The sequence below is a fragment of the Rhizobium nepotum 39/7 genome, from assembly GCF_000949865.1.
Taxonomy (GTDB): Bacteria; Pseudomonadota; Alphaproteobacteria; order Rhizobiales; family Rhizobiaceae; genus Agrobacterium; species Agrobacterium nepotum.
Genome location: NZ_JWJH01000008.1, coordinates 126,708 through 141,512 on the forward strand (window position 1 = coordinate 126,708; position 14,805 = coordinate 141,512).

Consider the following 14,805-nt stretch of genomic DNA (forward strand, 5'->3'; position numbering starts at 1 on the left):
GCTTAATACCTTTCCGATTCTTCGGCGGAGAGCCGCGCATAGACGCTGTAGAGAATCAATGTCGCGACCAGCAGGACTACGCCCAGTGCGCCGGCCATGCCCCAGTTCGCCGACCCGATGGCGTAAAACGCGATGATCGATGAGATCATCTGATCGCCCGGCCCGCCGATCAGCGCGGGCGTGATGTAATAGCCGATCGCCGAGATGAACACGAGCAGGCTACCGGAGGCGACACCTCGCAGGCTGAGCGGCAGTAGCACGCGCAGGAAGGCGCGTAGCGGATGGGCGCCCAGCGATGCCGCCGCCGGCATCAGGTTCTTCGGAATGGTGATCAGCACCGAATAGATCGGCAGCACCATGAATGGTAGCAGCACATGGGTCATGGCGATGATGACGCCCGTGCGGTTGAAGATCAGCGGCAGCGGGCTATCGATCAGGCCAAGCATTTGCAAGGCATCGTTGATAAGCCCTTTTTCCTGCAAAAGGATGAACCAGGCCGCGGTGCGCACAAGAAGCGAGGTCCAGAGGGGCAGGAGGACGGCGCCCAGCATCAGGTCACGCTTCCAGCCGGTGAGCGAAGCCGCGATGATCGCATAGGGAAAACCGATACATGCACAGGCGAAGGTGACGAGGCCCGCGATCCAGAATGTGCGAATGAGAATGGTGCGGTTGGCCGACTGATCGGCGGGCAGGTGTTCGATCTGCCCGGTCGCGTTGCGACCGAGATCGACGGCGGCCAGCAGGTTCCGGTCCGTCAGCGGCGATAGCGCATCGGCAATTGCCAACCAGAATTCCGGCTTCTCCCAGCGCTTGTCGATGGTAACGAGATCGACGGGCGGATTTGCCGTATCTGCGAGCGCGCTGGTGGTCTTCGACATCAGCGTGCGGAAACCGGAGCGGGCGCTATTGAGGCGGCGCACCATGTCGCCAAGCGCCTGATCGTCAGCGACAGCCTTCAAATCGTCCATCAGCGCGGTTTGCATGGCGCTGCTCGGCGGCGAGATTCGGTCCCATCCCGGAAGCACTTCGGCGCTGCGCGGCAGCAGGCGCAGCACGGCGGTATCGGACACCGACTGCGACATCATGCTGAACAGCGGCCAGACAAAAAAGCCGAGAAGGAAGACGAGCAGTGGCGCCAGCAGAAGCAGCGACCGGCTGGTTCGGGATGTCAGCGCTTTCATGGCGAAATGACCCGACAGTCATCGGCCGAAAAGGCGGCGTAGACCTTGGTGCCCGGCTGAAACTCGCGGGATCGCCGGCCAAGCTTCGCGATCAGCTGATGCGATGCATTCTGCAACTGAACACGCAGATGATCCCCCTGATAAACCGAGTCGGTGATCTCCGCTTCCAGACAATTGTGCGCCTCGCCTCGCGTCTCGCTGAGATCGACCCGTTCAGGGCGGATGGACACATACACTGTCTGGCCGGGGGAAACCGTGGCGGAAACAGCCGATAAGACTTCAGCGCCGGATGGGAGGCGGACAACAGCCTGGCCTGCCTGCACCGCCTCGACCACGCCTTCGACCAGATTGGTTTCGCCGATAAATTCAGCGACAAAGCGCGTCGCAGGCTCGTCGTAGACCTGCCGCGGCGTTCCGATCTGCTCGATCTTGCCCTTGTTGAAGACGGCCACGCGGTCCGACATGGTCAGCGCCTCCGACTGGTCATGGGTGACGAAGACGATGGTCAGACCAAGACGTCTATGCAGGTCGCGGATGTCGAGTTGCATCTGTTCGCGCAATTGCTTGTCGAGCGCCCCGAGCGGCTCGTCCATCAAAACGACGCGTGGTTCGAAAACCAGGGCGCGGGACAGCGCCACGCGCTGCTGCTGACCACCGGAAAGCTGGGACGGGCGACGGTCGGCAAAGGCTGACAGCTGCACCATGTCCAGCGCCCTTGCAACGCGTTTGCCGATCTCCGCTTTGCCCATGCCGCGCATCTGGAGTGGAAAAGCGACATTTTCCCCAACCGACATATGGGGAAACAATGCGTAACTCTGGAACACGACACCCATGTCACGCTTGTAGGTCGGCACGTTATTGATGGCATTGCCGTCCAGCAAAATAGTGCCCGAGGTAGCCTGCTCGAAACCGGCGAGCATCATCAGCAGCGTCGTCTTGCCGGAGCCTGACGGGCCAAGCAGGCTGACGAATTCGCCCTTGTCTATGCCGAGATCGAGGTTTTCGACGACGCAGAGCGGGCCATAAAATTTTGTAATGTTGTCAAATCGAATGAATTCCGCCACGGAAGACTCCATCACTTGAGGCAGACGACGTCTCACCGCGAAACCACGGAAAAATGCATCTGACCAGAAAGGAAGGGCACTCTTTTAGAGCGCCCTTCTGCGAGGACGGCCTTACTGGGCAAGCCAGGCGTTGAAGCGCTGCGTCAGCGTCTCCGCATTGTCGATCCAGAAATCGACATTCAGCGGTATCGAGTCGGTCATATTTGCCGGATCAGTGGGCAGATCCTTGGCAAATTTCTCCGGGACCTTGGCTGCGGCGTCCTTGTTCGGCAGACCGTAGGCGACGAATTCCGGTAGCTTGGCCTGGTTTTCGGGCAGACTTGCAAACGCGATGAAGTCCTGCGCGGCATCCTTGTTCTCGGCGTCTTTCAACACCACCCAGCTGTCGACAGCGTAGATGCTGCCGGGAAAGACGACCTTGAAATTCTTGCCTTCGGATCGGTTTATGCCGGTGATACGGCCGTTGTAGGCCGATGTCATCGCCACTTCACCTGATGCCAGGAACTGAAGCGGCTGTGCACCCGATTCCCACCAGACGATGTTGGACTTCAGCTCATCGAGCTTCTTGAACGCGCGCGCCACGCCCTCTTCCGTGGCCAGGACATCATAGAGTTCGTCCTTTGAGACGCCATCGGCGAGCAGTGCAAATTCGAGCGTGTATTTCGGTCCCTTGCGCAGCGAGCGCTTGCCGGGGAATTTCTTGACATCCCAGAAATCGGCCCAGGTTGCAGGGCCCACCTTCAGCTTGTCGCCATCATAGGCAATTGCGGTCGACCAGACGATGGCGCCCACGCCACAATCATTGACGGCGGAGTCGAGAAACTTGTCCTTGCCGCCCATCTTGTCCCAGTTGATCTTCTCATAGAGACCATCTGCACAGCCAAGCGCCAGCTCTTCGGCTTCCACCTGAACCGCATCCCAGTTCGGCGCGCCGGCCTTGACCTTCGACTGGATGACACCGATGCCGCCATCCCAAGCCTCGTCCAAAACCGGTTTCCCCGTCTTTTCTGCAAAGGGTTTGAAGTAGATGTTGCGCTGCGCATCCTGGTAATTGCCGCCCCAGGAGACGACGGTCAGGTCCCGCGCAAAGGCCGGCGAGACAAGGCTTGCGGACACAATGACGGCCACGGCCGCCAGAACTCCGGGTTTCACGAAAGCTTTCATGGCATTCCCCTTTTTTGGTTATTGCAGGAACCGATCGGTCCTGTTCCGATAATGATTTCTTCATGCAAATCGTCGTCCATCGTCGCCTTTGGCATATCGATGTCGTGCAGTCTTTCCGGCTGATGCTCACCCATCTCCCTTTGGGTGCCTTCAGTCGATAGAACCTTTACGATCATTGCCGGTCGACGGCGAATGGATCGTTTTCAGACGTGCTGCCCTCCGTTGATGTGGATTTCGGCGCCGTTGATGTAGGACGATGGCTCCGTGCAGAGAAAATAGATGGTTTCTGCGACTTCGCGCGGGTCACCCAACCTCTGCATGGGCACTTCCGCCGCCACGAGGGCGTCGGTCCCGGGCGACAGGATCGATGTCTCGATTTCACCGGGAGCGATGGCGTTTGCTCTGACCCCACGGCGGCCGAATTCATGCGCCATTTCCCGCGTCAGCGAGCCAAGGGCCGCCTTAGACGCCGCATAGGCAACACCGGCAAATGGATGGACCCGCGTCCCCGCAATGGAGGTGACGTTGACGATCGACCCCTTGGCCGCTTCAAGCTCCGGTATCAGGGCGCGGGCGATCAGCGCCGTCGATACGACATTGACATTAAGCACCTGCGTCCAGATGTCCGCGTCCGTGCCCGTGACGCCGAGGCGGCTCCTGTCCGGCCCCTTCGGCGAAATGCCGGCATTGTTGACCAGCGCGTGCAACCGGCCATTGGGTAGCCGTTCCCGCACGGTTGCAGCGAGGCGGTCAATCTGCGTCAGGTCGGAAAGATCCGCCTGAATATGGCTTTCGCGAGCCGACGGCCAGGCACATTCCTCGGAGAAAGGTTGGCGTGACACTGTCAGTATGCGCCAGCCCTTCGATTGAAACAGCTTCACCGTGGCGTGGCCTATGCCGCGGCTTGCCCCTGTCAACAACATGTAACGCCGTTCTTCGGTCATTCGAGCATTCTCTGTTGATGTTTGATGCATCGTAATTTGGAATCCGCGAAATGCAAGCCTTCTCTCTCCAAAGCCTATCCCTGTCGTAGCTGACGCTCGTTTTCCCGCTCCAGGCGTTCCAGTATAGGCTTCCCGCCGAGCAGGATATCGTCGACGATTGCCATGGAAGCAGCCGCAGAATCGTGGCGTTTGAGGGCGTCGATAACCGGATAATGATGGTCGATCATCGTCCGCCCACCTTGAATATAGGCATCGGAAATATGCGGGCCCATCTGCAACCAGAGCCGCCGCAGGATGCCGTTCAGAAGCGGAAGTCCGGCAATTTTCGGCAGCATGAAGTGGAAGGCCTGATTGAGTTCTGTACCTTTCAACCGGTCGCCATTGGCGATTGCCTGCTCGTTTTCACGCAAAATACCCTCCAACGCCGCGATATCGGCACTCGTTGCCAATTGCGCGGCGGTTTCCGCAGCCAATCCTTCAAGCCGCAAACGGATCGCTCGAATTTCTTTGTAACGGCTCTCATTCATGCCCGGAATCCGGATATCGCGCGGCGAACGGAAGATGATCGCCTCATCATTGGCCAGCCGCAGGATGGCATCACGGATCGGTGTTACGCTCGTGCCGAATTGCTCGGCGAGATCACGGATCTTCAACCGATCGCCTGGCCGGAATTGCCCCTGGATCAGGGCATCGCACAGCTTGCCGTAAATCACACTGTTCAGGTTTTCATATTCCAGTATCGGAAATTCAGGCATGGACTGGTCCAAAAAATTGCGCAATAAGATACTTGATGCATCTTATTTTGCAGGTTGCAAGCTTCGTTTTTCACTTCGGTGATATTTGTGATGGACAAGGCACGGACGTGCGACTGGGAAAACAAGTTTCCATAGGCAGCACAAGCCGATGAAAGCAGCGGCGACAGAGTGAGACGTAGAGAATCGCGCGTAATGGAGGACGCATGACGAAGCCATCGACTGCCATCGAAAAAACAGACTCCATGCTGGCGACATGGAATGTGACGGGACTGGCCGATGCAGAGGCCACGGTCCGGGATATCTATGGCTTTTCCGGCACTGCAAAGCGGCTTTCCAGCGAGCGCGACGAGACCTTTCTGTTTACGCGCGACGACGGAACCGAGTTCGTCCTCAAGATCGCCAACCCGGCAGAAGATCCGCTTGCGCTCGATTTTCAGGATGGTGCACTCTTGCATCTGGCATCAGCCGCACCAACCGTTCCCGTACCACGGCTTGTCTTCACGAATAGCGGCGAACGGAGCCACACGCTGGAAACGTCTGACGGTCCGCGCACCATGCGCCTGCTGACCTTCCTTCGCGGCGAATTGCAGTACCGCACGCAAAACTGCGAAGCGCAGAGCCGGAATGTCGGCCGGGCATTGGCCGCACTCGGGGTTGGCCTTGAAGACTACAATGGACGTCCGCCGGCCGGAAAGCTGATGTGGGACATTTCCCACACGCTCGATCTCGCCAGCGTTATCGACCATGTCGCGCCGGAGCGTCGCGCACGGGTGGAGGCGATACTGCGCGAATTCGAGCGCGCAACCTCCGCGATCAACGGGCTTGGGCGTCGCCAGATCATCCATAACGACTTCAATCCGCACAATATATTGCTCAACCCGGACAGGCAGACCGAGATCGTGGGCATCATCGACTTCGGCGACATGGTGCATGCGCCACTCGTCAACGATCTTGCGGTGGCGCTTTCCTATCATCTGGCAACGGACAATTGGGCTGCGCGGATTGGTGCCTTTCTGGAGGGTTATCGTTCTGCACGCACGCTTGAACCCGCCGAACTGGAGCTTCTGCCGGCGCTGATCCGGGCCCGGCTTGCGATGTCGATCATCATTGCCGAATGGCGCTCGGCACGGGTGCCCGAGAACGCCAGCTATATCATGCGCAACCACGCCTCTGCCTGGCAGGGCATCCTCAACATCTCCGATTTAACACCCGCACAGCTGAAAACGCTCGTGCCGAACCTTTCCGAGGCTTGAATCATGTCGATGGTAAATGCTTTCTCGCACGAAGACTTCGAACGGCTGGATGAAACCGAACGCGCGCTGATCGCTCGTCGTGAAAAGGTACTGGGGCCTGCCTACCGTCTCTTTTACGAAAAGCCGCTTCACCTCGTGCGCGGCGAAGGCGTCTTCCTCTATGACAGTGCCGGTGAAAAATATCTCGACGCCTACAACAACGTCGCGTCGCTCGGACATTGCCACCTGCGCGTTGTGGAAGCGGTCACGAAGCAGACCGCGATCCTCAACACCCACACACGTTACCTGCACGAAGGCATTGTCGAATATGCCGAAACGCTGACGGCGACATTCCCCGAAACGCTCAGTCAGGCCATGTTTACCTGCACAGGCAGCGAAGCAAACGACCTGGCATTTCGGATCGCCCGTTTTGTCACCGGCGGGACCGGCATTATCGCCACGGAGCTTGCCTATCATGGGCTGACAAGCGCTGTGGCGGAGTTTTCTCCCTCGCTCGGTGAATCCGTAACGCTCGGGGCCCATGTGCGGACAATTCCAGCTCCGGACAGCTATCGCCATTCGCCCGACGAGATGATGGAAAAGTTCGGTCGCGACGTGCGTGCAGCCATCGCCGACCTTAAGCGCCACGGCATCAAGCCAGCCATGCTGATCGTCGACACGATATTCTCAAGCGATGGCATTTTCGCCGGGCCGAAGGGGTTTCTCAAACCCGCGGTGGATGCGATCCACGAGGCCGGAGGCCTCTTCATCGCCGACGAAGTGCAACCCGGCTTCGGCCGTACCGGTGAAACAATGTGGGGGTTCGAGCGCCACGGCGTTTCACCCGACATGGTGACGATCGGCAAGCCCATGGGCAACGGCTATCCGATGGCGGGCATCGTGCTGCGCCCGGAGGTCATCGCCGAATTCGGTCCGCGCGCGCGGTATTTCAACACCTTCGGCGGCAATCCGGTGGCCGCAGCCGCCGGCAAGGCCGTGCTTGACACGATCCGCATCGAAGGCCTGCAGCAAAATGCGCTCGAGGTCGGACGCTACTTGATGGACGGCCTGAGAAGTCTCTCTCACCCGGCAATCGGTGACGTGCGCGGCTCTGGTCTATTCATCGGCGTAGAGATTGTCGATGAACCAGCCACAAAGCGTCCGGATGCTGCCTTGACGGCCCGTATCGTAAACGGTCTTCGTGATCGCCGTATTCTCATCAGCGCCTCCGGCCCCAATGCCAACATCCTGAAAATCCGACCTCCACTCGTTTTCTCACGCGAGAACGCCGATATGCTGCTGGAAGCTTTGGACGACACACTGAAGACTGGGCGCTGATGGCAGCGGCAACCCCGTTTTCCGGGTGTAAACGGCGAAGCAAAATGACAGCGAATGGCGCGCCCTCGACATGCTATTGTCACCGGACAAAGAAACTGCCAGTATCCGCTGGCAGGCCCCAATGGGTCGCTGATATTCCATGAGCAGGGTAGCTCTCGACCGGAAACGGGCGGGAGCTTTTTTATTTTTTGGGTGGCGATGATGAATTCAAAAAGCTGGCGGGTCGGTGTGCTGTTCTCCGAAACGGGCGTGACCGGAGCCGTGGAAAAAACCCAGAGGGCCGCAAGCTTGCTGGCGATCGACGAAATCAATGCGGCGGGCGGCGTGCTTGGCCGGGCGATCGAACCCGTCGCCTACGATCCGCAATCAACTCCTAATCTCTATAAGGAGCTTGCGGTCAAGCTTTGCGACGAAGATCGGATCCGGGTCGTTTTCGGTTGCCATATGTCGAGCACCCGCAAAGCTGTTCTGCCTGTCATCGAGGCCCGTAATGCATTGTTGTTCTATCCAACGCTGTACGAGGGTTTCGAATATTCCCGGAACTGTATCTACACAGGCGCAGCCCCTAACCAAAACTCCGTCCAATTGGTCGACTTCCTCATCAAGCATTATGGAAAACGAGTTTTTCTCGTGGGTTCGAACTACGTCTATCCTTATGAATCGAACCGGACGATCAGCGACCTCTTTCTTCAAGTGGGCGGACAGGTTCTGGACGAGATGTATGTTCCGCTGAATCTCAAGACCGAGGACGTCGCCAAGATCATCCGGCACATCCGCGCGGCACGGCCGGACGTCATCTATTCGACGATCGTTGGCGATGGTATCATTCCCTTCTACACGGCGTTCAAGGAGGCGGGGTTCGATGCAGCGATGATGCCGATCGCGAGTCAATCGACAAGCGAGGCCGACGTGATCCGCATGCGGCCGGAGGTGGCCGAGGGACATATCACCGCGGCCCCCTTTTTCGCCTCTCTGGATACACCCCGCGCCCGCGCCTTCGTTTCGGCTTACCAACAGCGATACGGCCTGCAGATGCTGCCTACTGCTCCGGCCGAAGCTGCCTATTTCCAGGTTTATCTCTATGCGGCGGCGTTGCAGCGCGCCGGTGGCGACGGGCTTGAGCAGCTTCTGCCGGCCCTCTATGAGGTCGAGTACGACGCCCCGCAGGGCGCTGTGAAGATAGACCGCCTGACAAACCACACGCATCTGTGGCCAAGAGTGGCAAGGGTGAATGCGCAAGGCGGCTATGACATCGTCTATGATCCGTCGTTGCGCGTCGCGCCAGATCCGTTCATGCGCGAATATCGCCCGGACCTGACGCAGACCTTCCCACATCGTGTTCAGGTCTGAGAGGGAGCGACGATGTCTTTCGCCCTTCTCAGAGATTTGCGGGACCTCAAGGTTTTGGTCATCCATCCCCGGACATCCGAAGGAGAGTTCCTGATCGATCACCTGCGCCGTATCGGTTGCACGGTCAGTTGCCTATGGCCGGTACCTGCCGAGTTGCCGCACGGCACGGATGTCGTCTTTCTCGCCATGGAAGATGAGGCGCGACCGGAAATCGAACGCCTGCTGAAGTGTCTCCCCAATCCTGCTCCGACCATGCTCGCCATTGTCGGTTACGAAAACCCCTCCACATTGCAGATCGTTCTGGAAAGCGGCGCGCTCGCCATTGTCGAGAGGCCGATCAAACCGTTCGGTTTGCTGACCAATCTCGCCATCGCCCGCAGCCTCTGGTTGGAGCGTCAGAAGCTCGTCAAGGAGGCGCGCAAATATAAGCGCAAGGTATTGGGCGACCAGAAGCTTGCCCGAGCCAAGGCCATTCTGATGGCCAATCGCGGCACCAGCGAGAATGAGGCGTATCGCGAAATGCGTGAGCAGGCGATGGCCCGGCGTGTGCCGATCGATGAAATCGCCAATTCGATTATCAACGCGGAACAGCTCTTGCGCCCGTCCCAAAAACATGATTAGTTTTTCATGTGTTTCAAATAAACACCTCCGGCACATCCCTTCGCTTCGCGAAGCCATGTGCCGCTGTTGCACGCGGCTTGGCCGTGATGCGGTGATGGCAAGGGTGCCCGCAGGCTGTGAAAAGCCTCGCGGGTTTTTTGTTGTCTGCTGACAGTGACGTCAGCCCTCCAACCAAATTTTCGGCACGAAAGCCTCACCATCGAGTCAGGCAGTGCCGCCGCGTGCGCCAATCAAAAAAAGGGGAACCAAGATGGTGTTCAACAGACGAGAATTTCTGAAAACCGCAGCCACCGCTTCCGCCGCACTCACCCTGCCGGCTCTGGGCAGCCGGGCCTTTGCAGCCGATGCCATCAAGGTCGGTGCGCTCTACTCCCAGACGGGTGGGCTTTCGGTCGCCGAAAAGCTTCTGGCCAACGGGGTCATGATGGCCGTGGCCGAAATCAACGCGGCGGGCGGCGTTCTCGGCCGCCAGGTCGAAGTGGTGGTGGAAGACGGAGCTTCCGATCCGAAGACCTTTAGTGAAAAGGCGTCGAAGCTGATCCTCAAGGACAAAATTTCCACTGTATTCGGCTGCCACACATCTGCCAGCCGCAAGGCCGTACTGCCCATCTTCGAACGGCGCGGCGCAATGCTGTTTTACCAGACGCACTACGAAGGCTTCGAATGCTCGCGCAATGTCGTCTATTCCGGCGCCGTTCCGAACCAGCAACTCTCCAACTACATTCCCTGGATCGTCGAGAAGCTGGGCAAGAAGAAGTTCTTCATCGTCGGCTCGAACTATGTCTATCCGCGCGAGATGGCCAAGGTTTCCAAAAAACTGATCGAGGCGGCCGGCGCAGAATGGGTGGCGGACGAATATCTGGAGCTCGGCCACTCGGAATGGGCCGTCATGGTCAGCAAGATCAAGGAATCCGGCGCTGACGTGGTCTTGTCCAATGTGGTCGGCGACTCGATCATCGCCTTTTACCGCGAGTTCAAGAACCAGGGGCTGTCGCAGGAGGTTATCCCGATCTGCGCCACGGTTACGTCCGAAATCGAGATCGCAGCGATGGGCGCCGAATATGCTGCCGGCAGCTACACCTCTTTCCCCTATTTCATGTCGATCGAAACGCCCACCAACAAGAGCTTCATCGACCGCTTCAGGACGTTCGTCAACGATCCAAAAGCCGTGACATATCACTCGCTCGAAGCCGCCTATTTCCAGGTATTCCTGTGGAAGCAGGCGGTCGAAAAATCCGGCGACCTGTCAGCCGACGCAATCCGGGCTGGCATTCGCGGCCAGACCTATGACGCACCTGGCGGTAAGGTGACCACAGACCCCGACAACCTGCATTGCTGGCTGACGCCCCGGATCGGGCAATGGCAGCCGGACGGCCAGAGCAAGGTGGTCAACGCCTACCCCGCGCCGATCAAGCCGCTGCCCTATTCGGCCTATGGTGAAACGGAAAGCAATCTGTTCTGCACCGGCAAGGGTCTCGACGCAGCGAAGCTCAAGGGCTGACCCCTCCCCGCGTCGTCCCGCCATCCATGTGTGGCGGGACCATGTCTCGGCAAGACGGGTCTGCGCTTTTCCTGTGCGCAGCGCCGATCCGCTTCGGGGATCGGCAAGGAGCAGGAACAAGCCTGGCCCGGCATTTTCACCAACGGTGGCGTTATGCTCGACATTCTCTTTATCGGTCTCAGTCTCGGCTCGATCCTTCTTCTGGTGGCACTTGGCCTCGCCATCACCTACGGCGCCATGGGCGTCATCAACATGGCCCACGGCGAAATGGTGATGATCGGCGCTTACGTCGCAGTCCTCTCGGGCATTTGGCTAAAAACAAGCCTTTTGCTTGCAATACCGCTGGCTTTCATCGTGACGGCGTTGCTCGGCCTGACGATCGAACGGGTGGTCGTAAGGTGGCTCTACGGTCGCCTGCTGGACACGCTTCTCGCAACATGGGGCATCGCCATCCTTTTACAGCAGGCGGTAAGGCTCGAATTCGGCTTGTCTTTTTTCGGCATTCATATCGAAGGCCTTGGAGCAGGACTGCAGAATGTCGCGGTGCCTTCGTTTCTGCAAGGTACGTTCAGGTTCGCGGGAGCGGACATCAACGCGTACCGCACCTTCACCATCGCGGTTACGGCAGCGCTGACGCTTATGACATGGTTCATTCTCTACCGGACGACGGCGGGCATGCAGGTGCGCGCCATCATCCGAAATCCGAAAATGGCTGCGGCCTGCGGCATCGACGTGAAACGCGTCAACGCCATGACGTTTGCTTTCGGTTCTGGTCTTGCCGGTGTCGCCGGCGTCATGATGTCCGGCTTCAAGACCGTCTTTCCCGACATGGGCACGACCATGGTCGTCGACGGTTTCATGGTGGTCGTCACCGGCGGGGTCGGCAGCCTTTTCGGGACCATCCTGTCTTCAGGGCTTCTGGGCGAAATCAATGCGCTGGTCGCCATCGGGACCAACGACATTCTGGCACGCGCCGTCGTTTTCGGGGTCGTCATCCTCGTCATTCTCGTCAAGCCCAGCGGGCTGTTCTCATTCAAGGGACGCTGACATGAGCATCGAACGAAAATTCCAGATCGCCGCCTATGTCATATTCATCGCGCTGATCTTTGCAGCACCCGTCTTCGGTGACGAGTTCTGGCTGAACCGCATTTCGAAATATCTTGTCTACGGCATGCTCGGCGTCGCCATCGCGCTCACATGGGGCTATGCAGGCATCCTAAATCTCGGCCAGGGACTGTTTTTCGGCCTGGGCGCTTACATGCTCGCCATGTCGCTGAAGCTGTCGAGCCTGACCAGTCTGCAACAGGGCTCTGACAAACCTGTTCCGGATTTCATGCTCTGGAATGCCGAGCCCGGCGCACCGACGGAACTGTGCTGCATCAACAAGGGCTCCTTCCTCTGGCTTCCCTTTCAAAGCCAGTCGGTGGGTCTCGTGCTCGGCATCATGCTTCCAGTGGTGATTGCCGGCGCACTCGGTATGCTGGTTTTCCGCAAGCGCATTTCCGGCGTGTTCGTCTCGATCATCACGCTGGCGCTTGTTCTGCTCGTGCGTCTCATCATGGTCGATGCGCAACCGGTGACAAACGGCTTCAACGGCCTGACGGATCTTGGATGGCTGACGATCGGCGGCATCGAATTCGACCCCTACAGCCGGGCGACCTATTATCTATGCGCCGTGTGCCTGTCGCTGACACTCATCGGTGCCCGTGTTGTGGTGGAAACCCGTGCGGGCCTCATCCTGCAGGCAATCCGCGACGATCATGTTCGCGCCCGCTATCTCGGCTTCGACGTCTCCCTCTACCAGGTGTTCTTCTTTGCCATTTCGGCGGGGATAGCCGGCGTTGCCGGCATGCTCTACGTGGTCGTCGCGGAGTTTGCCTCTCCGACGTTCATGGATCTGTCCTTCTCGGTGACGATGGTCGTCTGGGCTGCCGTCGGCGGCCGTTCCTCCCTGCTTGGCGCCTGCATCGGCGCGATCCTGATCAACATGATCGAGGCTGAAGTCAGCGAGACCGAAGCACTGGTCGAGGCGTGGAAAGCGATCATCGGCCTCATCTTCGTCCTCGTCGTTCTGTTCATGCCACGTGGTCTTGGGGGTCTTGCACATGATGTGCTGCGGCAGTTTATCCGCCGGCTCAAACCAGGTGCGGCATCTTCATCGTTGCAGCAACAAAAGCGAGGCATTGTGATATGAGTGCGATCGCATTGACCATCGACGGTCTCAGCGTCGATTTCGGCGGTTTCAGAGCCGTCAACAACGTCAGCATCACCGTCTTTGATGGCGAGCTGCGTGTGCTGCTCGGCGCAAACGGCGCCGGCAAGACGACCTTGATGGATCTCGTCAGCGGCAAGACCCACAGTACGCAGGGCAAGGTCTTCGTCTACGACACCGACATCACCAACTGGCCAGAACACAGAATCGCACGCGCCGGAATTGGCCGGAAATTCCAGATCCCCAGCGTCTTTCGTGATCTGACGGTGCGTCAGAACCTGGAGGTCGCCAATTGCCGCAACCCTTCCGTGCTTGCCAATCTCCGGTTTGGGTTTTCGCGGGCCGAGGCAAGGCGCGTGGACGACGTTCTGGCACTAACGGGCCTCGAAGCCGAGCAGAACACGATGGCCGCCTATCTCAGTCACGGCCAGACACAGTGGCTGGAGCTGGGCATGCTTATTGTCCAGGATCCCAAGGTGGTTCTGCTCGACGAGCCAACGGCTGGCATGACCCAGGCGGAGACCCGCAAGACCGCAGAGATCATCAACAACCTCAAAGGTCGCCATACGATCCTCGTCGTCGAACACGACATGGGGTTCGTCCGCGAAATCGCCGAGCACATCACCGTTCTCCATCTCGGGGAGGTTCTGGCGGAGGGAAGCGTCGAAGATATCGAGCGCAATCCTAACGTCCGTGCAGCCTATCTCGGTTCGAAAGGAATATCCTGATGCTGTCATTGAAAGACGTGCACAGCTATTATGGCCGCAGCCATATCCTGCACGGCGTCACGCTCGATATTCCGGCCGGCAAGGTGACGAGCATTCTCGGCCGCAACGGCACCGGGAAAACGACGCTGTTGAAAACCCTGATGGCGCTGACCGACCGCATGACGGGCGAAATGCGCCTGCAGGGAACGGACATCGCCTCCTCCCCGACGCATATGCGGGCACGGGCCGGGATCGCCTATGTCCCCCAGGGCAGGGAGATCATTCCGGACTTTACCATCCGCGAGAACATCCTGATGGGCGCCTTTGCGCGTGCCGATCGCAAACGCGAAATTCCAGCGCTGGTGCCGGAACTTTTTCCTTACCTGATGGCCAATCTCGATCGACCGGGCGGCGTGCTTTCGGGCGGCCAGCAACAGCAGCTTGCCATCGCCCGCGCCCTGGCCTCGGATCCAAAAGTGCTGCTTCTCGACGAACCCAACGAAGGCATTCAGCCCTCCATCGTCGAGGAGATTGAAAAGATCATCATCCGGCTCAATCGAGAGATCGGCATTACGATCGTCCTCGTTGAGCAAAACGTCGCATTTGCGCGGCATGCGTCTCACCAGTTCGCAATGCTGGAGAAGGGAAGCGTCGTTGCGGCTGGCGCGATCGACACGCTGTCCGACGCTCTTGTTCATCGGCATATGGCTCTTTGAGACAGCCGGATACCCTTTCA

15 protein-coding genes are annotated in these 14,805 nt (G+C 58.8%); 9 read left to right on the plus strand and 6 right to left on the minus strand.

Going from position 1 to position 14,805, the window contains the following annotated elements:
• Window positions 1-2 precede the first annotated feature (2 nt).
• The 6 genes from RS75_RS10565 to RS75_RS10590 all read right to left on the minus strand — a co-directional run bounded on the left by RS75_RS10565 (window position 3) and on the right by RS75_RS10590 (window position 5,108).
• On the minus strand, window positions 3-1,181 hold the full coding sequence (locus tag RS75_RS10565) for an ABC transporter permease (RefSeq protein ID WP_045020100.1): 1,179 nt from the start codon (window positions 1,179-1,181) through the stop codon (window positions 3-5).
• Window positions 1,178-2,257 (minus strand): ABC transporter ATP-binding protein, encoded by a 1,080-nt coding sequence (locus tag RS75_RS10570; RefSeq protein WP_045020101.1) that lies wholly within the window; start codon window positions 2,255-2,257, stop codon window positions 1,178-1,180. Before RS75_RS10570 ends, RS75_RS10565 begins: the two co-directional genes overlap by 4 nt.
• A 99-nt stretch (window positions 2,258-2,356) precedes the next feature.
• Window positions 2,357-3,409, minus strand: a complete 1,053-nt coding sequence (locus tag RS75_RS10575; RefSeq protein WP_045020103.1) for an ABC transporter substrate-binding protein — start codon at window positions 3,407-3,409, stop codon at window positions 2,357-2,359.
• Window positions 3,406-3,585: a hypothetical protein gene (locus RS75_RS10580; protein WP_045020105.1), complete on the minus strand. Its 180-nt coding sequence runs from the start codon at window positions 3,583-3,585 to the stop codon at window positions 3,406-3,408. Before RS75_RS10580 ends, RS75_RS10575 begins: the two co-directional genes overlap by 4 nt.
• Window positions 3,586-3,612: 27 nt before the next feature.
• Window positions 3,613-4,353, minus strand: coding sequence for an SDR family NAD(P)-dependent oxidoreductase (locus tag RS75_RS10585; protein WP_045020107.1), 741 nt, complete (start codon window positions 4,351-4,353; stop codon window positions 3,613-3,615).
• Between the two features lie 74 nt (window positions 4,354-4,427).
• A complete protein-coding gene (locus RS75_RS10590; protein WP_045020223.1) occupies window positions 4,428-5,108 on the minus strand; it encodes a GntR family transcriptional regulator in 681 nt (226 codons plus the stop codon).
• 203 nt (window positions 5,109-5,311) lie between these two features.
• Here RS75_RS10590 and RS75_RS10595 point away from each other — a divergent pair, with 203 nt between their 5' ends.
• The 9 genes from RS75_RS10595 to urtE all read left to right on the plus strand — a co-directional run bounded on the left by RS75_RS10595 (window position 5,312) and on the right by urtE (window position 14,785).
• On the plus strand, window positions 5,312-6,361 hold the full coding sequence (locus RS75_RS10595) for a phosphotransferase (protein WP_045020109.1): 1,050 nt from the start codon (window positions 5,312-5,314) through the stop codon (window positions 6,359-6,361).
• A 3-nt stretch (window positions 6,362-6,364) separates the two neighbouring features.
• Complete coding sequence (locus tag RS75_RS10600; protein WP_045020111.1) at window positions 6,365-7,678, plus strand: aspartate aminotransferase family protein; 1,314 nt, start codon at window positions 6,365-6,367, stop codon at window positions 7,676-7,678.
• 198 nt (window positions 7,679-7,876) lie between these two features.
• The gene (locus RS75_RS10605) at window positions 7,877-9,028 is read left to right on the plus strand and encodes a transporter substrate-binding domain-containing protein (RefSeq protein WP_045020113.1); all 1,152 of its coding nucleotides are present in this window, start codon (window positions 7,877-7,879) and stop codon (window positions 9,026-9,028) included.
• A 12-nt stretch (window positions 9,029-9,040) separates the two neighbouring features.
• Window positions 9,041-9,649: an ANTAR domain-containing response regulator gene (locus RS75_RS10610; RefSeq protein WP_045020115.1), complete on the plus strand. Its 609-nt coding sequence runs from the start codon at window positions 9,041-9,043 to the stop codon at window positions 9,647-9,649.
• Window positions 9,650-9,899: 250 nt separating this feature from the next.
• Window positions 9,900-11,150 carry a transporter substrate-binding domain-containing protein gene (locus tag RS75_RS10615; RefSeq protein WP_045020117.1) on the plus strand — a complete coding sequence of 417 codons (1,251 nt, stop codon included), beginning with the start codon at window positions 9,900-9,902 and terminating at the stop codon, window positions 11,148-11,150.
• Window positions 11,151-11,303: 153 nt separating this feature from the next.
• On the plus strand, window positions 11,304-12,197 hold the full coding sequence (gene urtB, locus RS75_RS10620; RefSeq protein ID WP_045020225.1) for an urea ABC transporter permease subunit UrtB: 894 nt from the start codon (window positions 11,304-11,306) through the stop codon (window positions 12,195-12,197).
• A gap of 1 nt (window position 12,198) precedes the next feature.
• On the plus strand, window positions 12,199-13,344 hold the full coding sequence (urtC, locus tag RS75_RS10625) for an urea ABC transporter permease subunit UrtC (RefSeq protein ID WP_045020119.1): 1,146 nt from the start codon (window positions 12,199-12,201) through the stop codon (window positions 13,342-13,344).
• The gene (gene urtD / locus RS75_RS10630; protein ID WP_045020121.1) at window positions 13,341-14,090 is read left to right on the plus strand and encodes an urea ABC transporter ATP-binding protein UrtD; all 750 of its coding nucleotides are present in this window, start codon (window positions 13,341-13,343) and stop codon (window positions 14,088-14,090) included. The genes urtC and urtD overlap by 4 nt, the downstream gene beginning before the upstream one ends.
• A complete protein-coding gene (gene urtE, locus RS75_RS10635; RefSeq protein WP_045020123.1) occupies window positions 14,090-14,785 on the plus strand; it encodes an urea ABC transporter ATP-binding subunit UrtE in 696 nt (231 codons plus the stop codon). Before urtD ends, urtE begins: the two co-directional genes overlap by 1 nt.
• The last annotated feature ends 20 nt before the right edge of the window (window positions 14,786-14,805 follow it).